This window comes from Rhodococcus sp. A14 (assembly GCF_011603105.1).
Lineage (GTDB): Bacteria > Actinomycetota > Actinomycetes > Mycobacteriales > Mycobacteriaceae > Rhodococcus_F > Rhodococcus_F opacus.
On sequence record NZ_JAAOQS010000001.1, the window covers coordinates 51709 to 77999 of the forward strand.

Sequence of the window (26291 nt, forward strand, 5' to 3'; positions counted from 1 at the left end):
TCCGTGCATGAACCTGATCCTGATCTCCTCATCGAATTCGACGACGTTCTCCTCCGCCGCGGGGGCAACACTCTGGTGGGCCCGGTCACCTGGAAGGTGGAACTCGACGAGCGGTGGGTCGTCCTCGGACCGAACGGGGCAGGGAAGACGTCGTTGCTCCGGATCGCGGCCGCCGAACTGCATCCCACGAGCGGAAGCGCCTACCTTCTCGGCGAGCGGCTCGGCCGCGTCGACATCAACGAACTGCGTCCGCGGATCGGACTGTCCTCCTCGGCGCTCGCCAACCGGGTGCCGTCCGAGGAGATCGTGACCGATCTCGTCGTCTCCGCCGGCTACGCGGTCCTCGGACGCTGGCGTGAGCGCTACGACGACATGGACACCGCCCGTGCCGTCGAGATGCTCGAGAGCCTCGGTGCCGAGCACCTCGCCAGACGCACGTACGGCACCCTGTCCGAGGGTGAGCGCAAGCGCGTCCTCATCGCCCGTGCGCTGATGACCGACCCGGAACTGCTGCTGCTCGACGAGCCCGCCGCCGGTCTCGACCTAGGTGGGCGCGAGGAACTCGTCGCGCGCCTCACCGATCTCGCCGCCGACCCCGACGCCCCCGCGACGGTCCTCGTCACCCACCACGTCGAGGAGATCCCGCCGGGCTTCACTCATGCACTGCTCCTCAAGGAGGGGGAGGTCGTCTCGCAGGGGCTCCTGGATCAGGTCATCACGGCCGAGAACCTCAGCGAGGCGTTCAGCCAGTCCATCAGCCTGGACAAGGTCGACGGCCGGTTCTTCGCGCGGCGGACCCGCGTCCCCGGCGCGCACCGGCGAGGCTGAGGACCGGCGGTCACACCGGGGGACCGACTGCGACCCGCGTCACCCGGCGGCGTAGGTTCCGAGACATGGTCTCGAAGCAAGAGCAGGCGCCCCGCGACAGTACCGACGTGGCACCCAAGGACGCGTCCACGGTCATCCTCATCCGTGACGCCGCGGCAGATGTCGCGGCGTCCGGTATCGAGGTGTTCCTCCTCCGCCGGGTGAAGGGGATGGCGTTCGCCGGCGGCATGACCGTATTCCCCGGCGGCGGGGTCGACCCGTCCGACGCCGAAGCCGAGGTCGACTGGGCGGGACCGTCCGTCGACTGGTGGGCCGGGCGGTTCTCCACCGATGCGGCGCGCGCGAAGGCCCTCGTATGTGCGGCGGTGCGTGAGACGTTCGAGGAATGCGGCGTGCTCCTCGCGGGATCGAGCGCGGACACGGTCGTGGCGGACACGTCCCGTTATTCGCAGTCCCGAACACAGCTCGAGAAGCGGGAACTGTCGTTCAGCGACTTCCTGAAGCGCGAGAACCTCGTCCTGCGGGCCGACCTGCTGCGGCCCTGGGCCAACTGGATCACCCCGGTCGGCGAGGGCCGCCGCTACGACACGCGTTTCTTCGTCGCCGCCGCACCGCACGGCCAGATCGCGGACGGCGCGACGTCCGAGGCCGAGGAGGTGCAGTGGCAGAGTCCCGCCGCGGCGCTCGCGCACTGGCAGGGCGGCGGAAGCATTTTGCTGCCGCCGACGTGGAGTCAGCTCACGGGGCTCAGCGCGTTCGGTTCGGTCGCGGAGGTGCTGGCCGCGGAGCCGGAGATCCCGGTGATCCTGCCGACTCTGATCACGGACGAGGAGCAGCTCCGCGTCGAGTTCCCGGGGCAGGACGGCTACTACGAAGCCGGTCCGCATCCGTGGGCGTCCCGCGACTGATCGCGATGCGGCGGGCCGCGAAACCGGGTCGGAGGCAGACAAGTAGCCTTTTGCCTCATGGCTGAGTTTGTCACTCTCGAGGTATCCGAAGGCATCGGCACGATCCGGCTGGCGCGCCCCCCGATGAACGCCCTGAACCGCCAGGTTCAGCAGGAGTTGCGGGCAGCGGCGCGGGAGGCGACCGTCAACGCCGACGTGAAGGCCGTCATCGTCTACGGCGGCGAGAAGGTCTTCGCCGCGGGCGCGGACGTGAAGGAAATGTCCGAGATGGACTTCGGGCAGATGTCCGACGTGATCGGCGACCTGCAGTCCGACCTCGCGGCGGTCTCCGAGATCCCGAAGCCCACCGTTGCCGCCATCACGGGGTACGCGCTCGGCGGCGGCCTGGAGGTCGCGCTGTCGGCGGACCGGCGCATCGCGGGCGACAACGCCAAGCTCGGCGTGCCGGAGATCCTGCTCGGCATCATCCCCGGCGGCGGCGGCACTCAGCGTCTCGCCCGGCTGATCGGACCGTCCAAGGCCAAGGATCTACTGTTCACCGGCCGGTTCGTCGACGCCGAGGAGGCTCTCGCGATCGGTCTGGTCGACGAGGTCGTGGCGCCGGACGACGTGTACGAGGCGGCCCGCACGTGGGCGTCGCAGTTCACGAAGGGAGCGGGCCGCGCCCTGGCTGCGGCGAAGGCCGCCGTGGACCGTGGGCTGGACGTCGACCTGGGGACAGGGCTCGCGGTGGAGCGTCAGCTGTTCACCTCGTTGTTCGCCACCCAGGACCGCAAGATCGGGATGGAATCGTTCATCGAGAACGGCCCAGGTAAGGCTCAGTTCACAGGCGAGTAGTCTGGAGCCCGAAACTAGAACCTGTTCACTCTTACCAGCGAGTAGGATTTGCCGCATGACTGCAAGCGCCCATGACGACCCAGCTCCTCATCCGCACGCCACCGCCGAAGAGGTAGAGGCTGCGCTGAAGGACACCAAACTCGCCCAGGTGCTGTACCACGACTGGGAAGCCGAGACGTACGACGAGAAGTGGTCGATCTCGTACGACGAGCGGTGCATCGACTACGCGCGCGGACGTTTCGACGCCGTCGCGGGCGATCAGCCGCTGCCCTACGAGCGGGCGCTCGAACTGGGCTGCGGCACCGGATTCTTCCTCCTCAACCTGATGCAGGGCGGGGTCGCGAAGACCGGTTCGGTCACCGACCTGTCGCCCGGCATGGTGAAGGTCGCCCTCCGCAACGCCGAGGGCCTGGGATTGTCCGTCGACGGCCGCGTCGCCGACGCCGAAACCATCCCGTACGAGGACGGTACGTTCGACCTCGTCGTGGGACACGCTGTCCTGCATCACATCCCGGATGTCGAGCAGTCGCTGCGCGAGGTTCTGCGCGTCCTGAAGCCGGGCGGGCGTTTCGTGTTCGCCGGTGAGCCGACCACGATCGGCAACTTCTACGCCCGCTGGCTGGGTCGCGCGACGTGGGAGGTCACCACCCGGGTCACCAAGTTGCCGTTCCTAGCGGACTGGCGTCGCCCGCAGGCGGAATTGGACGAGTCGTCCCGCGCGGCCGCGCTCGAGGCCGTCGTCGACCTCCACACGTTCGATCCGAGCGACCTCGAGAAGATCGCGAAGTCGGCAGGCGCCGAGCAGGTTCACGCGGCCACCGAGGAATTCGCCGCCGCTCTGCTCGGGTGGCCCGTCCGCACGTTCGAGGCGGCTGTGCCCCCGGAGAAGCTGGGCTGGGGCTGGGGGCGTTTCGCGTTCACCGGATGGAAGACGCTCAGCTGGGTCGACGAGAAGGTTCTCCGGCACGTGGTTCCACGGGGATTCTTCTACAACGTCATGATCACCGGCGTGAAGCCCGGCAACTGAATTGGGCTATGCGTTCACTGCCGGGGACGTGGAGTTCCTGCAGAGCCCGGACGGGGCAGCCGCGCTCGCGGAGGTGGACGGCTTCGCACTGACCACGTCTACGCGCCTGGCCGACATCGGCCGGGCGCGTACGCGTTTCGGCTCCCACGTGGCGCTGCTGGTGGAGACCGTGCTGTTGCGGCGGAAGGCGGCAGCCAAACTTCCCGGCACCGAAAACTGGTTCTTCACCGACGACGCCCTGCAACAGGCGACACCGCGTGCGGTCGCCGCACACCGTGCGACGCGGCTGAAGGACCGGCACGTCCACGACGTCACGTGCTCCATCGGCGCCGAACTGGACGCGGTGGCCGGGACGGCCGCAACCGTGATCGGCAGCGACCTCGACCCGGTCCGGCTCCTGATGGCGCAGCACAACGTTCCCGGGGCGGCCGTTCTCCGCGCCGACGCGCTCGTCCCGTGCACCCGCGGCACCGTCGTGCTCGCGGATCCGGCGCGACGGTCCGGCGGCAGGCGCACACACGACCCCGCCGCGCTGGAGCCGCCGCTGCCCGATCTGATCGACGCATACCGTGGACGGGATCTCGCGGTGAAGTGCGCCCCCGGACTCGATTTCGACCGGCTCGGCTGGGACGGCGAGGTGGAGGTGGTGTCGCTCGACGGCGGCGTGCGCGAGGCGTGCCTGTGGTCGCCGGGACTGTCCGGAGCCGGTGTCACCCGGCGAGCGAGCGTCCTCGGCTCCGACGGCACCGCGTGGACGGTGACGGACGCCGAGGACGACGACATCCCCGAACGCGCGCCGGGCGAGTGGATCATCGACCCCGACGGCGCCGTCGTGCGTGCGGGCCTGGTGCGGCACTACGCCGCCCGGCACGGGCTGTGGCAGCTGGATCCCCGGATCGCCTATCTCACCGGCGATTCGGTCCCCGACGGCGTGCGGGGCTTCCGCATTCTCGAACAGGTGAAGTATTCGGAGAAGTCGCTGCGGCAGGAGCTGGCGCGGCACGACTGCGGGGTGGCGGAAATCCTCGTGCGCGGCGTCGACGTCGATCCCGCGGTCCTGCGTCCCAAGCTGAAGCTGCGCGGAAGTCGTTCGCTCAGTGTGGTGATCACGCGGATCGGCCGAGCCGGCGTCGTCTTCATCTGCGCTTCGCGCCCGTGAGTACTTCTTAACCGCCGGACGTTAATAAGTACTCACGGGTCAGCGGAGGACGAAAAGCTCTCCGAGCAGTGTCGGCGTGAGAACTTCACCCTTCGGCCCGACGGACGTGCCGACCGTGAAGCCCTTCGCCCCGGGCAGGGTGTCCTGGTCGAGGGTTTCGCCGGTCCCGGTGTCGAACGTGAGCATCGCCAGTCCGTCCGTACCCTCGCGGACCACCGCGTAACCGGTGGACCCGGCCGTCTGGGCCGGGACGCCCAGCTGCAGCAGATCCTTCCGCTCCCAGACAAGTTCGGCATGATCGCCCTTGTCCTGCAACGCCAGCAGGTGGCCGTCGAGTCCGCCCGCGGGGATGATCAGACCGTCCGCGGACGTCGACGGGCTGCCGGCGGCGGCATACCCGATGTCGTAACTCCACTTCGGATCGCCGGTCGCGGAATCGATCGCCCACAACGTGCCCCAGTTGTCGTTGGTGTAGACGACGGAGCCGTCGGCCGACAGATCGGGACTGGACGCGCTGCCGCCCGGCAGTGCATCGCTGGACCATTCCTGAGTGATCGCGGGGTTGTCGCCGCCGGAGTACTTCATTGCGACGAGTTCCGCCGCGGGTGCTCCTGGGGCGAAGAACGTGAAGTAGAACTTGCCGGACTCGAGGTCGATGGCCGGCATGTTCGCCACCGGGCAGTCGGGTGCGCCGAAGAAGCAGCCGCTGAGGCCCTTGTCGTCGGGCAGGATGTCGACGGTCGCGCCCTCGGCGACGGACGGCGGCGGGACGAGATCGTACGGCGCCACGACCTTCTGACCGGTCTGCGTGTCCACGACGTTGATCTGGCCGAGCTGGGTGATGAAGAGGAGATTGCCGTCGCCGGTGAACTGCGCCGACAGCGGCGTCCCGACCACCGGTGTGCGCCAACGCAGCTGGCCGTACTCGTTGAACGAGTTGATGGCGCCGTTCTCACCCACGTACACGTTGGCGGCGCCGTCGATGATCGGCGTGGAGGCCACGACACCCGGCGCGAGCTGACGGCACCAGCGTTTGCGGCCGCTGTCCATCTGGTAGGAGAAGAGGTTGCAGCCCTTCTCGGTGCGGGCCGTGATGAAGATCTGGCCGCTGGCGGCCACCGACGCGTAATTCGCCACCGGACCGCCGAGCGGCCGCGACCAGGCGAAGGAGAGTTCGCGGGAACCGGTGACGGGGCTGGTGTCGCTGTTGCGGGCGTCGGCGTGCATGCCGGGCCACCCGCCCGCGGAGAAGATGTCGTCGACCTGCGTTCCGCTGCTGCAGCCGCTGAGGACGACAGCCGAGATCGTCGCCAGCGCCAGTACTGACGAACGTAGGACCCGCCGCATTACTTCTCCTCGTCTTCGATAACGCTCGGCCCAGAGACTATCCCGCCGAGGCTGCGCCGATCGGCACACCCCGATGCCGGTGTCGGAGTCCGGACGCACCCGACCGGGGGCCCGAGCTGTGAACGTAGGCTGACAGGCTATGACGAGCATGTGGGGCGCACCGTTGCGTACGAGGTGGCGAGGATCCCGGCGGAGCGACAGCGAGCAGGCCCGCTTCCTGACACGCGACTCGCTGCGATGGGTGCTGGCGAACAAGGCGTACACGCCGTGGTACCTCGTGCGGTACTACCGGCTCGCGAAGTTCAAGCTGGCCAACCCGCACGTGATCCTGCGCGGCATGGTGTTCCTCGGCAAGCGGGTGGAGATCCATTCGACCCCCGACCTGTCGCGGCTCGAGATCGGCCGCTGGGTGCACATCGGCGACGGCAACGCGATCCGCTGCCACGAGGGTTCGCTGCGCATCGGCGACAAGGTGGTCTTCGGCAAGGACAACGTCGTCAACACGTACCTCGACATCGAGATCGGCGCGTCGACGCTCGTGGCCGACTGGTGCTACATCACCGACTTCGATCACCGCATGGACGATGTGAACGTCCCGATCAAGGATCAGGGCATCGTGAAGGGCCCGGTCCGCATCGGACCCGACACGTGGGTGGCGGCCAAGGTCACGGTTCTCCGCAACACGCGGGTGGGGCGAGGCTGTGTTCTCGGCGCGCATGCCGTCGTCAAGGGTGACATCCCGGACTTCAGCATCGCCGTCGGCTCGCCGGCCAAGCCCGTGAAGAACCGCAAGGCCGAGTGGGAGGCGGGTGCGTCCGAACGCGCGAAGTACATCGCGGCCCTCGAGGACATCGCCCGGAAGAAGGCGGCGCAGGAGAACTGACCGGCGCGGTGGCATAGTCGGCAGCATGACCGCGTCGGGCAGTGAACTCGAGGAGCGCATCCGGGCGCTCCTCGACGCGCGGTCCGCGAATTCGAGCATCTGCCCGTCGGATGTCGCGCGGGCCGTCGCACCGGACGACTGGCGTCCCCTCATGGAGCCGGTGCGGGAGGCCGCCCGGCGCCTGGCCGATGCCGGGGAGGTCGAGGTCACTCAGAAGGGTGCCGTCGTGGATCCGGGATCGGCACGGGGTCCGATCCGGATCCGGCGGGCCCGCGCGGACTGAGGGCCACGTCAGCGACCGGGCAGCGGACGCTCGGGAATCTCCGGCCTCGCCAACGGGTGCCGCACGCGACGCTTGGCGCCCGCGTAGACGTGGACGGTGTCCTCGGCCACCTTGTTCCAGTCGAAATCCGCGGTGAGACGGTCACGGGCGGCCACCGCGCGCTGCTGGGCGCCGGCCGGGTCGTCGAGGACCTCCCGGACCGCGGACGTGAGCCCGGTGACGTCGCCCGGCTGGAACGACATGCCGGTCTCGCCGTCGACGACCGCTTCACCGAGGCCGCCGGCGGTGGACGCCACGAGCGGGGTGCCGGAGGCGGCGGCTTCGAGTGCGATGATGCCGAACGGTTCGTACCGGCTGGGCAGGACGATGGCGTCGGCGCCGTGCAGCCACCCGAGCAGTTCGATGTGGTCGAGGTTGCCGAGGAAGTTCACGGCACGGGCGACGCGATGGGTGCGGGCCTGCTGGTAGAGCCAGGTGAACTGGGTGCCTTCACCGGCGATCGACAGCGTGGTCCCGGGGTGGCTGCGGCGGATGCGGGGGAGCGCGGCGATGGCGTCCTGCACGCCCTTCTCGTATTCGAGGCGGCCGACGAACAGTAGTTTCGGCGGTCCGGACCGTGGCGCGCGCTCGCGGAAGCTCCAGGTGGTGAGGTCGATTCCGTTGCGGATCACCGTGGTCGGTGGGAGCTGCGGACCGTAGAGTGTGGTCACTTCGTCCTGCATCGACGCGGAACAGGTGATGAGCGCATCGGATTCGTTGGCCAGCCACCATTCCACCGAATGCACCTGCCGGTTGATCCGGCCGGACACCCAGCCGCTGTGCCGTCCGGCCTCGGTGGCGTGGAGTGTGGAAACCAAAGGGACGTCGTAGAATTCGGCCAACGCGATGGCGGGGTGGGCCACGAGCCAGTCGTGTGCGTGCACCACGTCCGGCTGCCAGCCCTCCCCGACACCGGGCTTGTGCAGGGCGACGCCGGCCCGCACCATCGCGTGCCCCATCGCGAGTGTCCACGCCAGCATGTCCTCGCCGAAGACGAAGTGCGCGGGGTCCTCGGCGACGGCGACGACCAGCACGCCGTCCTCGATGTGGGTGACGGTGGGATGGGTGGAGGCGTCGGTGCCCGACGGCCGCCGCGACAACACCACCACTTCGTGTCCGGCCGCCGCGAGTTCGGTGGCCAGGTGGTGGACGTGGCGGCCGAGACCGCCGACCACGACGGGTGGGTACTCCCACGACACGATCAGGATCTTCACGACGCCCCTCCCTCGGTGCCCGTCAGCCGGTGCTCCCTGCCGGGCAGACGCCGCGCGTCGAGCCCGGGGAACAGGCCGTCGGCGCGATTCCATCCCTCTGCGAGCCGGTTCGCGGCCGCGTCCTTGCCCGCCGACACCGCGGCCGCGATTTCGCGGGTGGCATGTGCGTGCTTGTGTGCCCGGTCGCGGGCATATCCGGCCGCGGAATCCTTGCTGACCATGAACGCCCAGTCGCTCGACACCGTTATGAGTGCCTCCCGCAGTATCTGATCGTTCACGCGGTTCCGGAGCGCGGGACGTCCGGGGGCAGCATTGGTGTCGCGGGTCTTGTCCACGGTGTCGAGGGCGGTCGCGACCACCTCGGAGTTGAGTTGCACCAGGTCCGAGACCTGATCGCCGGCCCATACCCGCCAATCCTTGCCGGATCCCCACGACGATTTCTCGAGCTGGACGGGTTCGCCCACGTAGCCCTGCCGCCGGGCGTCATCGAGGGTGCCGACCCGGATTCCGGCCTCGGGCAGCGCCCGCAGCACCTTCTCGAGCCACTCGGGGCCCTCGTGCCACCAGTGCCCGAACAGTTCCGTGTCGAACGCGGCGACGACGAGCGCGGGCCGTCCGATGCGCTCCGACTCGTCGCGCAGGCGCCTGCGGACGGTGGCGACGAAGTCGGCCACGTGCCGGTCGACCGCGGCCGTAGCCAGGGCGGGGTCGTATGGCGCCTTGTCGGCCGAGTCGACCGTGCGGCCGGTCACCCGGGCCGGTTTGAGGCCGGTGTCGTGGTCGTACGTGTGGAAGTCGCGGTAGGCGCCGTGCCCGGGGTAGCCCGACTTCGGCGACCACACCCGGTAACTCACCTGCAGGTCGCGTCCGAACGCGACCACGTCGGACTCACGGACCGGTCTGCCGAGCGACGTGTCGCCGCGCAGGGCGGGACCATCGACCATGAAATGAGTGACACCCGCCTCGGCGTATCCGGTCTCCATGCCGGGGGTGTACCCGCATTCGGGCCCCCAGATACCTGTCGGCGTGCAGTTCCACCGCGCGGCGGCGTCGGCGAGCCCCTCGCTGAGGGAGAAGGCGCGCAACCGCGGGTCGAGCAGCGGCTGGAACGGGTGGGCAAGCGGCCCGCCCAGCAGTTCGAACGCCCCGCGGTCGAGAAGGTCGCGCAGTAGCGGTGAGCCGCCGTGCCGCCAGCGCAGTTCGAAGTCGGCGAGGGCGGCGGCGGACGCGCGGTGCTCGCGGGCACCGAGATCGCGGTGCGCGTCGTCGGGCATGCCTGCCGCCTCGTGTGCGCGGATCTGCCAGTTCCCGAGCCAGTGGTGCATCCCCACCAGACAGTGCGGATCATCGAGCTGAGCTGCGAGAACCGGGGTGATGCCGAGGGTCAGCAGGTGTGAGCGACCCTCGTCGGACAGCCGCCGCAACATCGCGGTGAGAGGGAGGTACGACGCCGCCCACGACTGGTACAGCCACTCCTCGCCCACCGGCCACCGGCCGTGATTGGCGAGCCAGGGCAGGTGGGAGTGCAGGACCAGGCAGAACATACCCGGTTCCGTCGCGTCGCCCGCTCCGGTGCGGTTGTCGGATTCGGTCACCGAACAGGATCCTTCACCGCGACGGCCACCAGGTCGAGGCTGTCGTCGATGTCGCCCTCGTGCAAGGCGAAGTCGTCGAGGGTGATGCCCTCGACGTCGCGGGTCAGTTCGTCGGGCCAGGGTTCGCCGGCGAGTGCGCGGTCGATCTGCGCGCCGATGAACGAGCCGCCGTGCTTCGCGTCGAGGGACTTCAGCCGGTCGCCGTGATGGACGCCGGTCATGAGGGCGACCCTGAATCCGGCCTCCTCGAGCAGTCCGGTCAGCTCGGCCGCGTCGAGTTCGCGGGTGTGGAACGGATTGAGGGGCGTGTCGCGGCCCGGCGAGAACGTGATGCGGTTGGGGGTGCTGACGAGCAGTTCCCCGCCGGGCGTCAGCACCCGGAAGCATTCGCGGAGGAACTGGGCCTGGTCCCACAGGTGTTCGATCACCTGGAAATTGACGACGGTGTCGACGGATTCGTCGTCGAGGGGAAGCTCCGCGAGGTTGCCGTGCAGCATCTCGACGCGGGGGTAGCGCGCACGGACGTGTTCGACCGCGGAGATGTCGTAGTCTAGTCCGGTGACGCTCTGTGCCACGTCGGCAATCATGTTGGCGCCGTAGCCTTCTCCGGATCCGGCCTCGAGTACCCGGCGTCCCGTGCAGCGGGGGAGGAGGTCGCGGTAGACGACCTCGTGCCGCCGGAACCAGTAGTTCTCCTCGGGGATCCCGGGCACGGTCCGCTCGCCCGTGAGGGGCAGCTGCTCGTCGCCGGTCGATGGCAATTGCTCGTGACCGAGCGGGGGCAGTGGTGCGTCCTCGCGGTCGCCGACAAATGATTCGCTCACCGCTGCGAGGTTAGTGCCACCGGCAAGGTCGCTCGTCCAGGTGGTCTACATCACAGGGATGAAATGCGCATTCGGCCGTTATGGTGAACGAGACTTTCACGCAAGTTACCGACCGGTAACTTAACGTGGGGTAATCTGTCGCAGAGCCATCGTGCGACGAAATATCGACAACGAGAGCTCGGCCCACGCGGAGCAACTCACGATAACCACGCAAGAACACACAGGAGGTCGACGAAGACCCATGACGAACATCGTTGTTTTGATCAAGCAGGTCCCCGACACGTGGTCCGAGCGCAAGCTGACCGACGGTGACTACACGCTTGACCGCGAGGCCGCCGATGCAGTGCTCGACGAGATCAACGAGCGCGCCGTCGAAGAAGCGCTCCTGATCAAGGAGGCTCAGGGCGGCGAGGTGACCGTCCTCTCCGCAGGTCCGGACCGTGCCACCGACGCCATCCGCAAGGCCCTGTCCATGGGTGCCGACAAGGCAGTGCACATCAACGACCCGGCCCTCCACGGCTCCGACGCGGTGCAGACCGCGTGGACCCTGGCCGCGGCGCTCGGACAGATCACGTTCGAGAACGAAGAGCCTGCCGACCTGATCATCGCCGGCAACGAGGCCACCGACGGCCGCGTCGGCGCCGTTCCGGCCATCATCGCCGAGTACCTGGGCATCCCGCAGCTCACCCAGCTGCGCAAGCTCACGGTCGCCGACGGCACCGTCACCGGAGAGCGCGAGACCGACGAGGGCGTCTTCGGCCTCGAGGCGAGCCTGCCGGCCATCGTCAGCGTCACCGAGAAGATCAACGAGCCCCGCTTCCCCTCCTTCAAGGGCATCATGGCCGCGAAGAAGAAGGAAGTTCTCGTCTACACGTTGGCCGACCTCGGTGTCGACCCGGAGACCGTCGGCGTCGCCAACGCGGGCACCACCGTCACCGCCTCCACCCCCAAGCCCCCGCGTACCGCTGGTGAGCGCATCGTCGACGAGGGCGACGGCGGCAGCAAGATCGCTGCCTACCTCGTGGGCCAGAAGATCATCTGATCGCGCCCCTCTACAGACCAGCAGACACATACAGGGAGAGTTAGACATGGCAGAAGTACTGGTGCTCGTCGAGCACGCAGAGGGTGCGCTGAAGAAGGTCAGCACCGAACTCATCACCGCCGCTCGCGCGCTCGGTGAGCCGGCCGCAGTGGTCACCGGTCCCGCCGGTACCGCCGACAAGCTGGCCGAGGGCCTCGCCGCCGCAGGCGCGGCCAAGATCTACGTCGCCGAGTCGGACGACATCGACGGCTACCTGGTCACCCCGAAGGTCGACGTGCTCGCGTCGCTCGTCGAGTCGGCCGCGCCGGCTGCGGTCATCACCGCCGCCAGCGTCGAGGGCAAGGAGGTCTCCGGACGTCTTGCTGCCCGCATCGGCTCCGGCCTGCTCGTCGACGTCGTCGACGTGAAGTCCGACGGCAGTGCCGTGCACTCCATCTTCGGTGGCGCATTCACCGTCGACGCCAAGGCCAACGGCGACGTCCCGGTCATCTCGGTCCGCCCGGGTGCCATCGAGGCGAAGCCCGAAGCCGGCGCAGGCGAGAAGGTCTCCGTCGAGGTCCCGGCCCAGGAAGAGGGCGCCGTCAAGATCACCTCGCGTGATCCGATCGTCGGTGGCGACCGCCCCGAGCTCACCGAGGCGACCGTCGTCGTCTCCGGTGGCCGCGGTGTCGGCAGCGCCGACAAGTTCACCGTCGTCGAGGAACTCGCCGACTCGCTGGGTGCCGCTGTCGGTGCCTCGCGTGCCGCGGTCGACTCGGGCTACTACCCGGGACAGTTCCAGGTCGGTCAGACCGGCAAGACGGTCTCCCCGCAGCTGTACATCGCGCTCGGCATCTCCGGTGCCATCCAGCACCGCGCCGGTATGCAGACGTCGAAGACCATCGTCGCCGTGAACAAGGACGAGGAAGCCCCGATCTTCGAGATCGCGGACTACGGCATCGTCGGCGACCTGTTCAACGTCGCTCCGCAGCTCACCGAGGCAGTCAAGGCCCACAAGGGCTGATTCTCGGCCGACGGCGGCCCCGTTCCCTCGCCGGGAGCGGGGCCGTCGTCGTATCTTCCGTCGTTCATCCGGGCTGCATCGACACGACACCCGGGCGATGCCCTCACGCCGCCCCTGCTCGGTAAACCTGCGCCATGACAACTTCGTCAGTTCTCCGCGCACCGAGTGAGACCGCCGATTCTGTTGTAACCGCGCCCCGATACTCCCTGGTCGTCTCGTCCGACCGCGAACACCGCGTTTCCGCCCAGCGGCTGCGCTACCGCGTGTTCGCCTCCGAACCCGGATTCTCCGTCCCCGCGCACGCGGACGCCCTCGACGCCGACCGGTTCGACGACTTCTGTGACCACCTCCTCGTCCGCCACGAGGAGACCGGCGAGTTCGTCGGTTGCTACCGCATGCTCCCGCCCGACGCCGCTGCCCAGGCCGGTGGCTATTACACCGCCACCGAATTCGACATCTCCGCGCTCGACCCCGTCGGCAACCGCATCGTCGAGATGGGCCGGGCGTGCGTCGACCCCGACCACCGCTCCGGTTCGGTGCTGAGCCTGATGTGGGCAGGCATCCTCCACTACCTGCAGCTCACCGGATACGAATGGGTCATGGGATGCGTCTCCGTGCCGATGCGCGAGCATCCGGACGCGGTGGCCGGATCCAACGTCCGAGGGGTGCGCGACCTGCTGCTCCGCAAGTACGGCAACGACCCGGCCGCGCGGGCCGTGCCCAGGAACCCGGTGCGCGTCGACGGGCGGTCGCTCGACGAGATCGAGCCGCCCGCCCGGCCGACCCTGCCGCCGCTGCTCCGGGGCTACCTGCGCCTCGGCGCCAAGGTGTGCGGTGAGCCCGCGCACGATCCGGAGTTCGGTGTCGCCGATTTCGTCGCACTGCAGGGACTGCACGGCGCCAACGAGCGCTACCTCGAACGCCTGCGTTCGGCATCGGCCACTCTCGAGGCGGGAGCACGAGCATGAGCACGGCGGTGTCCGAGTCGCCCGAGGCGACCGTGCACTCGTGGATGCCGTCGAGTCCGTGCGGCGCGGGATGTCTGCCCGCGGAGGCGAACGGAGTGTCGATCCCGACCGTGGTCGTTCGCTGGTGCCTCGTCGTGTCGGCACTGGCGACGGCGCCGCTCCTGACCGCGGGATGGCTGCTGCCGCGGTCGTGGCGGACCGGTCTGCAGCGGCGGTACGCAGCGATCCTGTTGCGCTGCGTGGGAATTCGCCTCGTCGTCGTCGATCATCGTGGAAAGCGCCGTCACACCGGCGGGATCCTGGTGGTGGCCGGCCACGTGTCGTGGACCGATGTGCTGGTGCTCAGTGCGCTCGCCCCGGCGAACTTCGTCGCCCGCGGGGATCTGCTGGACTGGCCGGTTCTGGGGTCGCTCGCGCAGCGGATGAGGGTCGTCCCGATCGAGCGGCAGAACCTGCGCGCACTCCCGGACACGGTGGCGACGACGGCGGGCAGGCTGCGCGACGGCGAACGAGTCGTGGCGTTCCCGGAGGGCACCACGTGGTGCGGACGGGCGTACGGCGGTTTCCGGCCTGCGCTGTTCCAGGCGGCGATCGACGCGGAATGCCCGGTCCAGCCGATCTCGCTGCGGTACACCGGCCGGGGCGGGGACCTGACGACCGGGCCGTGCTTCGTCGGCGAGGAGACGATCGGCCAGTCGATCCGGCGCATCATCCGCCAGAAGGGAGTCACCGCGGAGGTCCGGCTGGCGCCGATCGAGTACCCGGGGGACTGCCGCCGCGATCTGGCGACCCGGTGTGAGCGCGCCGCGCGGGGCGATGAACGGATCGATCTCGCAGCGCACGACATCGTCGATCCGCTGCAGGGTGCGGTCGGGACGGCGGCCGTGGGCATCGAGGCGGCGGAGCGTCTCGTCGCCTGAGCTATCCTGGTCACGTCATGACCTCTGCCCGCAGTGCCGATCACCCCGTCTACCTGGACCACGCAGCCACCACTCCCATGGTGCCCGCTGCCGTCCGGGCGATGACCGACATCTTCACGACCGTGGGCAATGCGTCCTCGCTGCACGGTTCCGGACGCGCCGCCCGCCGTCGCATCGAGGAGGCCCGCGAGTCCATCGCCGCCGACCTCGGTGCCAGGCCGTCCGAGGTCATCTTCACCTCCGGCGGCACCGAGAGCGACAATCTCGCGGTCAAGGGCATCTTCTGGGCCCGGCGGGACGCCGACCCCGACCGGGTGCGGATTCTCGCCAGTTCCGTGGAGCACCATGCGGTTCTCGACGCGGTGGAGTGGCTCGAGAAGCACGAGGGTGCCCAGGTCACGTGGCTGCCCGTCGACGAACTGGGCCGGGTGTCCCCGCAGGCGCTGCGCGACGAACTCGCCGTCAACGCGGACGAGACGGCCCTCGTCACGATCATGTGGGCCAACAACGAGGTCGGCACGATCATGCCGATCACCGAACTCGCCGCCGTGGCGGCCGAGTTCGGTGTGCCGATGCACAGCGACGCCGTCCAGGCCGTCACGCACATCCCCGTGGACTTCGCTGCGAGCGGGCTGTCCGCGCTGAGCATCGCCGCGCACAAGGTCGGCGGACCGCAGGGCGTCGGTGCGCTGCTGCTGGGACGGCAGGTGCCGTGTGTGCCGCTGCTGCACGGCGGGGGACACGAGCGCGACCTGCGTTCGGGTACCCCGGACACGGCGGGCGTCGTCGGTATGGCGGCGGCGCTGCGCGACACGACCGCCGACCTCGACTCCCGCGCGACGGAACTGACCGTCCTGCGCGACCGCTTGATCGAGCGTGTCGGCGAGACCGTTCCCGATGCCGTGCTGAACGGGCCGGTGGGCAGCGCGCGGCTGCCGGGCAACGCCCACTTCACGTTCCCCGGCTGCGAGGGCGATTCGCTGCTGATGTTGCTCGACGCCGCCGGGATCGAGTGTTCGACCGGGTCGGCGTGTACCGCCGGAGTTGCTCGTCCGAGCCACGTCCTGACCGCGATGGGCGTGGATTCCGCGACCGCGCGGGGATCGTTGCGTTTCTCGTTCGGGCACACGTCGACGGTCGCGGACGTGGATGCAGTCATCGCGGCACTGCCGCAAGTTGTGGAGCGGGCCCGCGCCGCCGGGCTCGCCGGTGTCGGAGCGCGTGGAGGGGATCGTTGATGCGAGTACTGGCGGCCATGAGTGGCGGTGTGGATTCCGCGGTGGCGGCGGCACGGGCGGTCGCTGCCGGGCACGACGTGGTGGGCGTGCATCTCGCGCTGTCCGCCGAGCCGGGCACGCTGCGGACCGGATCCCGGGGGTGCTGCTCCAAGGAGGACGCCGGTGATGCCCGGCGTGCCGCGGACGTGCTCGGAATCCCGTTCTACGTCTGGGATTTCGCCGACCGCTTCAAGGAAGACGTGATCGACGACTTCGTGGCGTCGTACGCCGCGGGGGAGACCCCCAACCCGTGCCTGCGGTGCAACGAGAAGATCAAGTTCGCGGCGCTCGCGGACCGTGCGATCGCCCTAGGGTTCGACGCGGTGGCCACCGGCCACTACGCGCAACTCGAGAACGGCGTGCTGCGCCGCGCCGTCGACGCGGACAAGGATCAGTCGTACGTGCTCGGTGTGCTCACCGCCGAGCAGTTGTCGCGGGCGATGTTCCCGGTGGGGGACACCCCGAAGGGCCAGATCCGGGAGGAGGCCGCCGAACGCGGCCTCGCCGTGGCGAACAAGCCCGACAGCCACGACATCTGCTTCATCCCGTCCGGCGACACCCGCGCATTCCTCGGTGCCCGCATCGGTGTTCGCCCGGGCAGTGTGGTCGACGCCGATTCGGGTGAGGTGCTCGCGGAACACGAAGGCGTGCACGGTTTCACGATCGGCCAGCGGAAGGGCCTCGGCGTCCAGGGTCCTGCAGCCGACGGGCAACCGCGGTACGTGACGTCCATCGAACCCGACACCGGCACCGTCCGCGTCGGTTCCGCACGCGACCTCGAGGTGCACGCGATCACGGCGGACCGCGCCGTGTGGACGTCCGGGAGCACGCCGACCGGGCCCCTCGAATGCACCGTCCAGGTCCGGGCCCACGGCGGACTCGCCGACGCCGTCGCCGAAGCGGTCGACGGCGGCATCGCCATCTCCCTTCGGGAGCCGCTCACCGGCGTCGCGAAGGGGCAGGCCGTCGTGCTGTACCGGACCGACCCGGCAGGCGACATCGTGCTGGGCAGCGGAACCATCTCGGGTACCGACGCGCGTCCGAACACGCAGTGACGCAGGGTATCTCACTGGCCGGAGCCGTCACCGGCGTCGGCTCGTGGCCGGGCACGGATCCGCGTGAAGCCGCCACGATCGTTCTCGGTGAACTCGGCCGGCTCCCGCACCTCGTCGAGTTGCCCGCCCGCGGGCTCGGCGCCGACATGATCGGCCGCGCCAGCGCTCTGCTCGTGGATCTGCAGCTGGACGTGTCCACGACGGCCTACCGCGTGGTGCAGCGTCGCGGCTCGGTCGCCAAGCGGGCGACCGACCTTCTGAACCAGGATCTCGACGCGCTCGAGGAGGCGTGGGAGAGTGCGGGCCTCGTCGGCGCCGACCACGTGGTGAAGGTGCAGTCGGTGGGTCCACTCACGCTTGCGGCCGAGGTGGAACTCGGCACCGGCCGGCGCGTGCTCACCGATCCCGGCGCGGTGCGCGACTTCGCCGAATCGCTGGGCGAGGGGCTCGCGCGGCACGCCGCGGAAGTCACGCGACGTCTCGGCGCGCAGGTGCTGGTCCAATTCGACGAGCCGCGACTGCCCGCCGTGCTTGCGGGCACACTGTCCGGTCGGTCGCGGCTCGAGACCGTGCGGGCGATGCCGGAACCGGAGGCTCTCGCCGTGCTCGAGGCCGCCCTCGCCGGCTGCGGCGCGGTGACCATGGTGCATTGCTGCTCCGCCGACCTGCCCACCGACCTTCTGCGGCGCAGCAGTGCCCGTGCGGTGGGTCTGGACGTGTCTCAGCTGGCGTCCGCGGACCTGGACGGCATCGGCGAGTTGCTCGACGCGGGCAAGGAGCTCGCACTCGGCCTCGTCCCGACCGACGCTCCCGCGGTGCCTGCCACGTGGCGCGACCTGGCCCGACCTGCGGTGACGCTGATCGACCGGCTCGGATTTCCGCGCACGACGCTGCGGACCCAGGTCGCCGTGACTCCCGCCTGCGGACTCGCGGGCGCAAGCGCGTCCTGGAGCCGGGACGCGCTGAAGTTGTGCGCCGAGGTGAGCAGCGCGTTCACCGACGACCCCGAATCGCTCTGAGTCCGGCGTTCGGTGTCGGCCGGACCGGTTAATCTTCGGTAGTGAGTGAATCGACCGAAGCCCCGACACCGGCCCCCGGACACATTCGGGAGCACTGGAACGAGCTGGCCGAGGAAGTGCGGCAGCACCAGTTCCGCTATTACGTCCGCGACGCGCCCATCATCTCCGACGGAGAGTTCGACGTGCTGCTGGGCGAGCTGAACGACCTCGAGAACCAGTACCCCGACCTGCGGACGCCCGATTCGCCGACACAACTCGTCGGCGGCGGTTTCGCCACCGACTTCGCCTCCGCCGATCATCTCGAGCGGATGCTGAGTCTCGACAACGTCTTCGCCACCGACGAACTGCGCACCTGGATCAGCCGGGTGGAGCAGGAGACCGGCCCCGACCTGCACTACCTGTGCGAGGTGAAGATCGACGGAGTCGCGCTGAACCTGGTCTACGAGAACGGCCGGCTCGTCCGGGCCGCCACGCGAGGCGACGGCCGAACCGGTGAAGAAGTCACTCTGAACGCGCGAACCATCGACGACATCCCGGAAAAGCTCACCGGCACAGACGAATACCCGGTCCCCGCGCTCCTCGAGGTGCGCGGCGAGGTGTTCTTCCGGCTCGAGGACTTCGCGGCACTCAACGCGGCGCTCGTCGAGGAAGGCAAGGCGCCGTTCGCGAATCCCCGGAACTCCGCGGCCGGGTCGCTGCGGCAGAAGAATCCGGCCGTCACGGCCCGCAGGCGCCTCGGAATGATCTGCCACGGACTCGGCCGCAGTGAAGGATTCGAGCCGGTCTCCCAGTACGACGCGTACACGGCACTGGCGGCGTGGGGCCTGCCGGTGTCGACTCACACCGCGCGTGTCACGGGCGCGGACGCCGTCGTGGACCGGGTGCAGTACTGGGGCGAGCACCGGCACGACGTGGAGCACGAGATCGACGGTCTGGTGGTCAAGGTCGACGAGACGTCGCTGCAACGCCGGCTCGGGTCCACGTCCCGGGCGCCGCGCTGGGCGATCGCCTACAAGTACCCGCCGGAAGAGGCCACCACCAAGCTCCTCGACATCCGGGTCAACGTCGGTCGCACCGGCCGAGTCACCCCGTTCGCCTACATGGAACCGGTCACGGTCGCCGGCTCCACCGTCTCACTCGCCACCCTGCACAACGGCTCCGAGGTCAAACGCAAGGGCGTGCTCATCGGCGACACGGTCGTGCTGCGCAAGGCCGGTGACGTCATCCCCGAGGTCCTCGGGCCCGTGGTCGACGCCCGGACGGGCGACGAGTACGAGTTCGTGATGCCCACCCACTGCCCGGAGTGCGACACGCCGCTGGCCCCCGCCAAGGAGGGTGACGCGGACATTCGCTGCCCCAACCAGCAGTACTGCCCCGCGCAGCTCCGGGAACGCGTGTTCCACGTCGCGGGCCGCGGCGCGTTCGACATCGAGGTCCTCGGCTACGAGGCCGCCACGAGCCTGCTCGAGGCCAAGGCGATCGGCGACGAGGGAGACCTGTTCTCGCTCACCGAGGACGATCTGCTCAAGACGTCGCTCTTCCGGACCAAGGCCGGCGGGCTGTCGGCCAACGGCCGCCGGCTGCTCGACAATCTCGATTCCGCCAAGGACAAGCCGCTGTGGCGGGTGCTGGTCGCGCTGTCCATCCGTCATGTCGGTCCCACGGCGGCGCGTGCGCTGGCCGGTGAATTCGGGTCGCTCGAGCGGATCCGGCAGAGCTCCGTCGAGGAACTCGCCGCTGTGGACGGGGTCGGCGGCACCATCGCCGCGGCCGTCGCCGAGTGGTTCGGTGTCGACTGGCACCAGCAGATCGTGGAGAAGTGGTCCGCGGCCGGGGTTCGCATGGAAGACGAACGTGACGAATCGATTCCGCGCAATCTCGAGGGACTGTCGATCGTCGTCACGGGTTCGCTCGAGACGTTCTCGCGCGACCAGGCGAAGGAGGCGATCCTCGTCCGAGGCGGTAAGGCCGCGGGTTCGGTGTCGAAGAAGACGGCATACGTGGTGGTCGGCGAATCGCCGGGTTCGAAGCACGACAAGGCCGTCGAACTCGGAGTGCCGGTCCTCGACGAGGACGGGTTCCGTCGACTGCTGGAGGGCGGACCGGACGCGGTCGCGGATTCCGGAGTGTGATCGGAACCTCACGCCCGCATTTTGGGCGGCGTGAGCAGTCCTGTCATAGTTCTGGACATGATCGAGATTCGGAATGCGACGCCGGACGAGTACGAGGCCGTCAGTGACCTCACGGTGATCGCCTACGTGGGCGGCGGATTCGTCGAGGCGCACGATCCGTACACGAACCGGTTGCGCGACACCGCCGAGCGGGCGGAGAAGGCGGATGTCCGGGTTGCCGTGATGGAGGGCCGGATCGTCGGTTCCGTCACGATCGCGGAACCGGCTTCCCCGTACGCCGACGTCGCGCAGCCGGGTGAACTCGAATTCCGGATGCTCGCCGTGTCACCCGACGCCCGCGGTTCCGGGGTCGGGTCGGCGCTCGTGCGGCACGTGCTGGACACGGCATACGACCGCGGGGACCGCGCGGTCGTGATGTCCACCCAGCCGGACATGGAAGATGCCCGCCGAATCTACGACCGCAACGGTTTCGTGCCTGTGCCCGAACGGAACTGGGTGCCCGTGCCGGGCGTCGAGCTCACCGTCCTGGTCCGCGAGCTCGTCTGAGGCGACCACCACCGGACCTCCCGGCCCGGGACGGTGGTCAGCTCAGAACCGTCGCGATGATGCCGGCGAGGTAACCCAGCCGGGCGATCTCGGACGGACGGAACTCCGGGCCGCCGGGGCGGCCGAGCATCAGCACGCGGCCGGTGGTCCCGAGGGGAGCCGCCGCGAGTGTGGTGTTCATGTCACGCCACACCTGCGGCACCCAGTCGCCCTCGCCGTCGAGCGCCGTGGGCTTCTCCAGCGGCATCCACGGGATCTCGGTGGCATGGGTCTCGGGAGCTCCCGAGCTGCCGACCACCCGGTATGCGCCGTGCGGACCGAGGTCGGCGACCACGGACCAGCCGACCCGGAGCACGCGCGGCGCTCCGTCCACGAGGACCTGCAGTCGATCGTCCGCCGCGGTGGCGACCTGGTCGATGAGCTCGAGCTCACGGTGGGTGTCGAGGATTCCGGCGTACGGCCGGATGGAGTCGACGGTGACGCCGGGCAGGTTCTCGGCCGCCGTGATGAGGGTGTCGGGGAGCGATCCCGGCTCGACATCGACCACGAGGTCGTCGATGGCGAATCCGGCACCCCGTTCCACCACGTCGAGCGACAGAATGTCAGCACCCACCGACCCCAGGGCGACGGCGAGAGAGCCGAGGCTACCGGGACGGTCGGGAAGCTGGACGCGAAGCAGATACGACACGTGCGTCCCTTTCACCACGAGATAGACGCGGGAGTACCTGCGACCCCCGTCGCTCACCATCCTTGCACTTTCGTTCCCGAGTATGCGGTCCCCCCTGCGGCTTCGCCGGGGACGGGACGGGGACTCGCAGGTCGCGCTCGATTCGTGACACTGCGGATACGAATTCGCCTCGTCCGCGAAACACGCCAGCCCAAACATGGGTGCATGAACACCACGGAAACGGGAGTGACGACGTCCGTCTCGCGGCGGGTGGCGGCGGGCCGGGAACAGGAATTCCTGCGCTGGACGGACGCCGGGATGGCGATGGCGGGCACGTTCCCGGGGTTCCTCGGCGGGGGCTGGCTGCGCGCGGCGTCCGATCCCGAGCAGTACCACGTGGTGTACCGGTTCGCGGACGAGGACACTCTCGACGCGTGGACGACGTCGCCCGCCAGGAAGGTGTGGGTGGGCCGGGGGACGGGTCTCGCACAGGACACGGTCACGCACCGGCTGACCGGGGTGGAGGGCTGGTTCGAACCGCAGTCGACGCTGACGCACGCCGTGCGGGTCACGCCGCCACCGCCGCGGTGGAAGCAGGCGGTCACCATCTGGCTCGGCTTCTTCCCGATCTCACTCCTCATCGCGTTGTTCGTCACCCCTCGGCTCACGGCCCTGGACGTCGTGACCCGCACCCTGGTGGCGTCGGTGGTCACGACTCCGGTGATGGTCTTCGTGGTTCTGCCGTTCCTGACGGGCAGGTTGCGGCGCTGGCTGCACGGCTGATCGGGCCACGCTCTAGGCTGGGACCTACTTGTGTACGTCCGAACCGAAAGGGGCCCCGCGGTGCCTGCCATCTCCCGTGACGAGGTCGCGCACCTCGCGCGGCTGTCTCGACTCGCCCTGACCGATGCCGAGCTCGACGAGTTCGCCGGTCAGCTGGACTCGATTCTCAGCCACGTGAAGGTGGTCACCGAGGTGCCCGCCGAGGATGTTCCGCCGATGGCGAACCCGAACGCGGTCACCAACGTGACCCGTCCCGACGTGATCGTTCCCGGCCTGACTCCCGAGCAGGCGCTGTCCGGCGCACCCGCTGTCGAGCAGAATCGCTTCGCCGTCCCGCAGATCCTTGGAGAGGGCGAATGAGCGCCGAACTGACCACCCTCGACGCCTCAGATCTCGCGTCGAAGATCCACAGCCGTGAGGTGTCGTCCGTCGAGGTCACCCAGGCGCATCTCGACCGCATCGCCGCAGTCGACGGGGAACTGAACGCCTTCCTGCACGTGGCAGGCGAGCAGGCCCTCGTGTCGGCGAAGGAAGTGGACAGCAGCCTCGCCGCGGGCAATGCGCCCGCCTCCCCGCTCGCGGGAGTTCCGTTGGCGCTCAAGGACATCTTCACCACCACCGACATGCCCACCACGTGCGCGTCGAAGATTCTCGAAGGCTGGATCGCACCGTACGACGCCACGCTCACGAAGAAACTGCGCGACGCCGGCATCCCGATCCTGGGTAAGACCAACCTCGACGAGTTCGCGATGGGGTCGTCCACCGAGAACTCCGCCTACGGCCCCACCCGCAACCCGTGGGACACCACGCGCATCCCGGGCGGCTCGGGCGGCGGCAGTGCCGCGGCCCTCGCGTCCCGGCAGGCCCCGCTCGCGATCGGCACCGACACCGGCGGCTCGATCCGTCAGCCCGCCGCCGTCACGGCGACGGTCGGCACCAAGCCGACGTACGGCACGGTCTCCCGTTTCGGCCTCGTGGCGTGCGCGTCCTCGCTCGACCAGGGTGGTCCCTGCGGTCGCACGGTCCTCGACACGGCTCTGCTGCACGAGGTCATCGCCGGGCACGACCCGCGCGACTCCACGTCGATCGACGCGCCCGTGCGCCCCGTGGTGGCCGCTGCGCGTGAGGGTGCCGGTGGCAACCTGAAGGGCGTGAAAGTGGGTGTGGTCAAGGAACTGCACTCCGACAGCTACCAGCCCGGGGTCATCTCCTCGTTCGACGCCGCCGTCGCGCAACTCACCGAACTCGGTGCCGAGGTCGTCGAGGTGTCGTGTCCCAACTTCGAGTACGCGCTCGCGTCGTACTACTTGATCCTGCCGAGCGAGGTGTCGTCGAACCTCGCGCGCTTCGACGCGATGCGCTACGGACTGCGCATCGACGAGGGCGACATGAGCGCCGACCAGGTGATGGCCGCGACGCGTGCCGCCGGCTTCGGCCCGGAGGTCAAGCGCCGCATCATGATCGGTACCTACGCGCTGTCCTCCGGCTACTACGACGCCTACTACGGTCAGGCGCTCAAGGTGCGGACGCTCATCGCCAGGGACTTCGAGAAGGCCTACGAGAAGGTGGACGTCCTGGTGTCGCCCACCAGCCCGTTCACCCCGTGGAAGCTGGGCGAGAAGGTCGGCGACCCGCTCGCGATGTACCTCTCGGACCTGTGCACGCTGCCGACCAACCTGGCCGGGCACTGCGCGATGTCGGTTCCGTCGGGACTGTCCGCGGACGACGGTCTGCCGGTGGGACTGCAGATCATGGCTCCCGCACTGGCCGACGAGCGGCTGTACCGCGTCGGTGCCGCGTACGAGGCCGCACGCGGTCCGATCGGCTCGCCGAACTAGGAGCAGTCGGGCAGGGCGGTGCCCTGCTCGCTGCCGTAGCGGTGTCCGTGCCCGGGCGCGAAGTTCAGCGCGGACACCAGGTCGACACTCGTCTGCAGGAACGTGATGCCCGGAATCCATTGGGGTACCGGCGCATCGCGTACTGCGAGCGAGAGGTCGGGTCGGCGCACGATCAGGTCGGGGGACCACCACACCACCGGGTCGGACGTGTTCGCCAGCACCGTCGCCCCGTCCGTCAGGACGGAGCCGGCGGGCGGGCCCGCCCACAGTGCGCCGCAGACACGCTCGCGGAGTTGGTCGGCGTCAGTGAAAAGTGCACTGCCGCCGACGGATCCGAGGCTCTGGCCGTAGACGTAGAGAGCCGGACGCAGGAGGTCGGGCAGGTCGGCGATCCGCTCGGCGACGGCATCGAACAACGCGGCCGCCGATTCGTCTGCGGCGGAACGTCCGAACACGAACGTGATCCAGCTCGGCAGGTACGAGTACTGCATGCCGACGATGGCGACGTCGTCGGCGAAGCGTTCCTCGAATCCTTCGGCGGCGTTCTCGTCGATCCACCCCGAGCCGGTGGGCACGGTGACGACGATGGCGGACCGGGTGAATCCGCCTGCCCGCTCGAGCTCCGATACCGCCAGTGCCGCACGCGATTCGACGTCCGGCGCCGAATCCATCCCCACATATGTGCGGATGCCGGCCGACTGCTCGCCCGCCGCCACGAACCGTCGTCCCTGGCGCCCGAGCGACTCCCAGCTGATCGCGGAGTCCGGGCTGCCGGACAGTTCGGCGGACATCGGTCGGTGCAGGGACACGTCGACGAGCGCGTTGGAGTCGCTGTAGGAACGGGACATCATTCCCCACAACGCGGGTCCGGCGACCAGTTGCAACCCGGTCGCGAGAACGACGGCGGTGGTGGCGCTGCCGATCCAGCCGAGATGGCGGGCGACGGTGCCGACGACGTTGCCGATGCCGGCGAACAGCAGCAACGTCAGCGCTGCCCCGATGATCGCCTGCATCCAGTGGTCCGGCCCGATGCCCGGCATGCCCATGGCGGCACGCAGTGAATCCTGCCAGTGGTCGGCGAGCACGATCGCCCAGGTCACGACGATCATGGCGCCGATCAGGGCCAGCAGACGGACCGAGTCCCGCGGAGGGTGGTAGCTGCGTGAACGCGTGACGAGGTGCCACAGTCGACGGACGAGGACGACGAAACCGAAACCGAATGCGGCGAGGACACCGGTGAACAGAGCCTGCGTCAGCGCACTCCGGGGGAGCAGTGAGGGAGCGAGAGACGCGAGTGTGACGGCGGTGACGACGATCGTGGAGGAGACGCGGGGGAGAGCGGAGACCGGGATCGTCGTGACCAGTGTGCGGCGCAGGGCATTCGGCTTCGTTCGCGAGCGACTGTGCACCGTGCTCCGTCCGGGACCGGACAGAGCGGTGATGGTCATGCGACGGCTCCGACCGGATGCGGGCGGCGGCGGATCGACCAGGCCGCGCCGGCGAGGAGCGCGACACCGACACCGCCGGCCAGTACGTACGGGAGCCCGGATTCGGTGACCGGTGCCGAATAGCTTTGGCGCCAGCTGTTTCCGGTGACGAAGGTAGCCGCGACGTTCGCCATGACGAAGCACTGCGCCCGTGCCTGCTCGTCGGCGCGGGTGTCGCACGCCGCGTGCATGCGCTGATCCAGCTGCGCGTCGAGGCTCTGCCGCGCCCAGGGACCCAGGTCCTCGCCGGACCGGGACGCGTACCGCAGAAGGTCGTAACCGAGGTCGTGGGCCTTGCACGACGTATCGAACTCGAGTGGCAGCGGCACGGGGGACGAGCAGTCTCCGCCGGGATTGGCGAGCATTCCGTCGATCAGCACCGGCGTGTACCCCATCACGGAAGCGAAGTCCGCGGGAACGGAGTCCTCGGTGAGCTCGGCCGGTGCCGTGAGGGTGTGCACCGCGGCGGAGGCGGCGACGTTCTCGTGCCGGGGCGTGCTCGCCGCGCCGGTGCCTGCGAATCCTGTCGTGGTCAGTAGTGCGGTTGCGGCGCACGCCACCGCGGCCCAAGTCGTTCTCCGTGTCCCCGTCTTTCGCATGACGAGAACGT

Annotated in this window: 26 protein-coding genes; 19 read left to right on the forward strand and 7 right to left on the reverse strand. The window is 69.2% G+C overall.

What is annotated here, in order from left to right; translation table 11 throughout:
- Nucleotides 1-3: 3 nt before the first annotated feature.
- From G9373_RS00300 to G9373_RS00320, 5 genes are all read left to right on the forward strand, one after another.
- A complete protein-coding gene (locus G9373_RS00300; RefSeq protein WP_054246652.1) occupies nt 4-828 on the forward strand; it encodes an ABC transporter ATP-binding protein in 825 nt (274 codons plus the stop codon).
- A 65-nt stretch (nt 829-893) separates the two neighbouring features.
- Nucleotides 894-1736 carry an NUDIX domain-containing protein gene (locus G9373_RS00305; RefSeq protein ID WP_054246651.1) on the forward strand — a complete coding sequence of 281 codons (843 nt, stop codon included), beginning with the start codon at nt 894-896 and terminating at the stop codon, nt 1734-1736.
- A 57-nt stretch (nt 1737-1793) separates the two neighbouring features.
- Nucleotides 1794-2573: an enoyl-CoA hydratase-related protein gene (locus G9373_RS00310; RefSeq protein ID WP_005566345.1), complete on the forward strand. Its 780-nt coding sequence runs from the start codon at nt 1794-1796 to the stop codon at nt 2571-2573.
- Nucleotides 2574-2628: 55 nt separating this feature from the next.
- The gene (locus tag G9373_RS00315) at nt 2629-3600 is read left to right on the forward strand and encodes a class I SAM-dependent methyltransferase (RefSeq protein ID WP_005259548.1); all 972 of its coding nucleotides are present in this window, start codon (nt 2629-2631) and stop codon (nt 3598-3600) included.
- A gap of 1 nt (nt 3601) precedes the next feature.
- A complete protein-coding gene (locus tag G9373_RS00320; RefSeq protein ID WP_005566344.1) occupies nt 3602-4759 on the forward strand; it encodes a hypothetical protein in 1158 nt (385 codons plus the stop codon).
- Nucleotides 4760-4798: 39 nt separating this feature from the next.
- Here G9373_RS00320 and G9373_RS00325 read toward each other — a convergent pair whose 3' ends face one another.
- Nucleotides 4799-6106 carry a PQQ-binding-like beta-propeller repeat protein gene (locus G9373_RS00325; RefSeq protein ID WP_005566343.1) on the reverse strand — a complete coding sequence of 436 codons (1308 nt, stop codon included), beginning with the start codon at nt 6104-6106 and terminating at the stop codon, nt 4799-4801.
- A 139-nt stretch (nt 6107-6245) separates the two neighbouring features.
- Here G9373_RS00325 and G9373_RS00330 point away from each other — a divergent pair, with 139 nt between their 5' ends.
- Both G9373_RS00330 and G9373_RS00335 read left to right on the forward strand, forming a co-directional pair.
- Complete coding sequence (locus G9373_RS00330) at nt 6246-6989, forward strand: acyltransferase (RefSeq protein ID WP_005240319.1); 744 nt, start codon at nt 6246-6248, stop codon at nt 6987-6989.
- 25 nt (nt 6990-7014) lie between these two features.
- Complete coding sequence (locus tag G9373_RS00335) at nt 7015-7272, forward strand: DUF3253 domain-containing protein (RefSeq protein ID WP_005566342.1); 258 nt, start codon at nt 7015-7017, stop codon at nt 7270-7272.
- Between the two features lie 8 nt (nt 7273-7280).
- Here G9373_RS00335 and G9373_RS00340 read toward each other — a convergent pair whose 3' ends face one another.
- From G9373_RS00340 to G9373_RS00350, 3 genes are read right to left on the reverse strand one after another with little or no spacing between them, the layout of a single operon-like run.
- On the reverse strand, nt 7281-8525 hold the full coding sequence (locus G9373_RS00340) for a glycosyltransferase family 4 protein (protein ID WP_120659268.1): 1245 nt from the start codon (nt 8523-8525) through the stop codon (nt 7281-7283).
- On the reverse strand, nt 8522-10120 hold the full coding sequence (locus G9373_RS00345) for a glycoside hydrolase family 57 protein (protein WP_169693570.1): 1599 nt from the start codon (nt 10118-10120) through the stop codon (nt 8522-8524). The genes G9373_RS00340 and G9373_RS00345 overlap by 4 nt, the downstream gene beginning before the upstream one ends.
- Nucleotides 10117-10944, reverse strand: a complete 828-nt coding sequence (locus G9373_RS00350) for a class I SAM-dependent methyltransferase (RefSeq protein WP_005569008.1) — start codon at nt 10942-10944, stop codon at nt 10117-10119. The genes G9373_RS00345 and G9373_RS00350 overlap by 4 nt, the downstream gene beginning before the upstream one ends.
- Before the next feature lie 241 nt (nt 10945-11185).
- Between G9373_RS00350 and G9373_RS00355 the strand changes: the two genes are divergently transcribed.
- The 9 genes from G9373_RS00355 to G9373_RS00395 all read left to right on the forward strand — a co-directional run bounded on the left by G9373_RS00355 (nt 11186) and on the right by G9373_RS00395 (nt 20906).
- A complete protein-coding gene (locus G9373_RS00355) occupies nt 11186-11986 on the forward strand; it encodes an electron transfer flavoprotein subunit beta/FixA family protein (protein WP_005259535.1) in 801 nt (266 codons plus the stop codon).
- Nucleotides 11987-12032: 46 nt separating this feature from the next.
- Complete coding sequence (locus G9373_RS00360) at nt 12033-12989, forward strand: electron transfer flavoprotein subunit alpha/FixB family protein (RefSeq protein ID WP_005259533.1); 957 nt, start codon at nt 12033-12035, stop codon at nt 12987-12989.
- Between the two features lie 134 nt (nt 12990-13123).
- Nucleotides 13124-13957 carry a GNAT family N-acyltransferase gene (locus G9373_RS00365; RefSeq protein ID WP_054246646.1) on the forward strand — a complete coding sequence of 278 codons (834 nt, stop codon included), beginning with the start codon at nt 13124-13126 and terminating at the stop codon, nt 13955-13957.
- Nucleotides 13954-14877 carry a lysophospholipid acyltransferase family protein gene (locus tag G9373_RS00370; RefSeq protein ID WP_054246645.1) on the forward strand — a complete coding sequence of 308 codons (924 nt, stop codon included), beginning with the start codon at nt 13954-13956 and terminating at the stop codon, nt 14875-14877. Before G9373_RS00365 ends, G9373_RS00370 begins: the two co-directional genes overlap by 4 nt.
- A gap of 17 nt (nt 14878-14894) precedes the next feature.
- Nucleotides 14895-16115 (forward strand): cysteine desulfurase family protein, encoded by a 1221-nt coding sequence (locus G9373_RS00375; RefSeq protein WP_005566003.1) that lies wholly within the window; start codon nt 14895-14897, stop codon nt 16113-16115.
- Nucleotides 16115-17209 carry a tRNA 2-thiouridine(34) synthase MnmA gene (gene mnmA, locus G9373_RS00380; RefSeq protein ID WP_007296841.1) on the forward strand — a complete coding sequence of 365 codons (1095 nt, stop codon included), beginning with the start codon at nt 16115-16117 and terminating at the stop codon, nt 17207-17209. Before G9373_RS00375 ends, mnmA begins: the two co-directional genes overlap by 1 nt.
- Complete coding sequence (locus tag G9373_RS00385; protein WP_005259522.1) at nt 17206-18228, forward strand: methionine synthase; 1023 nt, start codon at nt 17206-17208, stop codon at nt 18226-18228. Before mnmA ends, G9373_RS00385 begins: the two co-directional genes overlap by 4 nt.
- A 41-nt stretch (nt 18229-18269) precedes the next feature.
- Nucleotides 18270-20360 carry an NAD-dependent DNA ligase LigA gene (gene ligA, locus G9373_RS00390; RefSeq protein ID WP_005259520.1) on the forward strand — a complete coding sequence of 697 codons (2091 nt, stop codon included), beginning with the start codon at nt 18270-18272 and terminating at the stop codon, nt 20358-20360.
- A gap of 57 nt (nt 20361-20417) precedes the next feature.
- The gene (locus tag G9373_RS00395; RefSeq protein WP_005259518.1) at nt 20418-20906 is read left to right on the forward strand and encodes a GNAT family N-acetyltransferase; all 489 of its coding nucleotides are present in this window, start codon (nt 20418-20420) and stop codon (nt 20904-20906) included.
- A gap of 37 nt (nt 20907-20943) precedes the next feature.
- Here G9373_RS00395 and G9373_RS00400 read toward each other — a convergent pair whose 3' ends face one another.
- A complete protein-coding gene (locus G9373_RS00400) occupies nt 20944-21594 on the reverse strand; it encodes an amino acid-binding protein (RefSeq protein ID WP_025432327.1) in 651 nt (216 codons plus the stop codon).
- A gap of 204 nt (nt 21595-21798) precedes the next feature.
- Between G9373_RS00400 and G9373_RS00405 the strand changes: the two genes are divergently transcribed.
- The 3 genes from G9373_RS00405 to gatA are packed head-to-tail and all read left to right on the forward strand — an operon-like array spanning nt 21799 to nt 24194.
- Complete coding sequence (locus G9373_RS00405; RefSeq protein WP_005566383.1) at nt 21799-22356, forward strand: antibiotic biosynthesis monooxygenase; 558 nt, start codon at nt 21799-21801, stop codon at nt 22354-22356.
- Between the two features lie 60 nt (nt 22357-22416).
- On the forward strand, nt 22417-22716 hold the full coding sequence (gatC, locus tag G9373_RS00410; RefSeq protein WP_005259514.1) for an Asp-tRNA(Asn)/Glu-tRNA(Gln) amidotransferase subunit GatC: 300 nt from the start codon (nt 22417-22419) through the stop codon (nt 22714-22716).
- The gene (gene gatA, locus G9373_RS00415; RefSeq protein WP_054246643.1) at nt 22713-24194 is read left to right on the forward strand and encodes an Asp-tRNA(Asn)/Glu-tRNA(Gln) amidotransferase subunit GatA; all 1482 of its coding nucleotides are present in this window, start codon (nt 22713-22715) and stop codon (nt 24192-24194) included. Before gatC ends, gatA begins: the two co-directional genes overlap by 4 nt.
- Here gatA and G9373_RS00420 read toward each other — a convergent pair.
- Together G9373_RS00420 and G9373_RS00425 are read right to left on the reverse strand one after the other, a co-directional pair.
- Nucleotides 24191-25642: an alpha/beta-hydrolase family protein gene (locus G9373_RS00420; protein ID WP_054246642.1), complete on the reverse strand. Its 1452-nt coding sequence runs from the start codon at nt 25640-25642 to the stop codon at nt 24191-24193. The two genes, gatA and G9373_RS00420, sit on opposite strands and share 4 nt — an antisense overlap.
- Complete coding sequence (locus G9373_RS00425) at nt 25639-26280, reverse strand: hypothetical protein (protein WP_054246641.1); 642 nt, start codon at nt 26278-26280, stop codon at nt 25639-25641. The genes G9373_RS00420 and G9373_RS00425 overlap by 4 nt, the downstream gene beginning before the upstream one ends.
- Nucleotides 26281-26291: the final 11 nt, after the last annotated feature.

What these genes read in the sequence shown, in the direction of transcription:
- G9373_RS00305 (WP_054246651.1), top strand. Translation starts at nt 894, where the DNA reads ATGGTCTCGAAGCAAGAGCAGGCGCCCCGCGACAGTACCGACGTGGCA.
- G9373_RS00310 (WP_005566345.1), top strand. Translation starts at nt 1,794, where the DNA reads ATGGCTGAGTTTGTCACTCTCGAGGTATCCGAAGGCATCGGCACGATC.
- G9373_RS00315 (WP_005259548.1), top strand. Translation starts at nt 2,629, where the DNA reads ATGACTGCAAGCGCCCATGACGACCCAGCTCCTCATCCGCACGCCACC.
- G9373_RS00325 (WP_005566343.1), bottom strand. Translation starts at nt 6,106, where the DNA reads ATGCGGCGGGTCCTACGTTCGTCAGTACTGGCGCTGGCGACGATCTCG.
- G9373_RS00330 (WP_005240319.1), top strand. Translation starts at nt 6,246, where the DNA reads ATGACGAGCATGTGGGGCGCACCGTTGCGTACGAGGTGGCGAGGATCC.
- G9373_RS00335 (WP_005566342.1), top strand. Translation starts at nt 7,015, where the DNA reads ATGACCGCGTCGGGCAGTGAACTCGAGGAGCGCATCCGGGCGCTCCTC.
- G9373_RS00355 (WP_005259535.1), top strand. Translation starts at nt 11,186, where the DNA reads ATGACGAACATCGTTGTTTTGATCAAGCAGGTCCCCGACACGTGGTCC.
- G9373_RS00360 (WP_005259533.1), top strand. Translation starts at nt 12,033, where the DNA reads ATGGCAGAAGTACTGGTGCTCGTCGAGCACGCAGAGGGTGCGCTGAAG.
- G9373_RS00365 (WP_054246646.1), top strand. Translation starts at nt 13,124, where the DNA reads ATGACAACTTCGTCAGTTCTCCGCGCACCGAGTGAGACCGCCGATTCT.
- G9373_RS00370 (WP_054246645.1), top strand. Translation starts at nt 13,954, where the DNA reads ATGAGCACGGCGGTGTCCGAGTCGCCCGAGGCGACCGTGCACTCGTGG.
- G9373_RS00375 (WP_005566003.1), top strand. Translation starts at nt 14,895, where the DNA reads ATGACCTCTGCCCGCAGTGCCGATCACCCCGTCTACCTGGACCACGCA.
- mnmA (WP_007296841.1), top strand. Translation starts at nt 16,115, where the DNA reads ATGCGAGTACTGGCGGCCATGAGTGGCGGTGTGGATTCCGCGGTGGCG.
- G9373_RS00395 (WP_005259518.1), top strand. Translation starts at nt 20,418, where the DNA reads ATGATCGAGATTCGGAATGCGACGCCGGACGAGTACGAGGCCGTCAGT.
- G9373_RS00405 (WP_005566383.1), top strand. Translation starts at nt 21,799, where the DNA reads ATGAACACCACGGAAACGGGAGTGACGACGTCCGTCTCGCGGCGGGTG.
- gatA (WP_054246643.1), top strand. Translation starts at nt 22,713, where the DNA reads ATGAGCGCCGAACTGACCACCCTCGACGCCTCAGATCTCGCGTCGAAG.
- G9373_RS00420 (WP_054246642.1), bottom strand. Translation starts at nt 25,642, where the DNA reads ATGACCATCACCGCTCTGTCCGGTCCCGGACGGAGCACGGTGCACAGT.
- G9373_RS00425 (WP_054246641.1), bottom strand. Translation starts at nt 26,280, where the DNA reads ATGCGAAAGACGGGGACACGGAGAACGACTTGGGCCGCGGTGGCGTGC.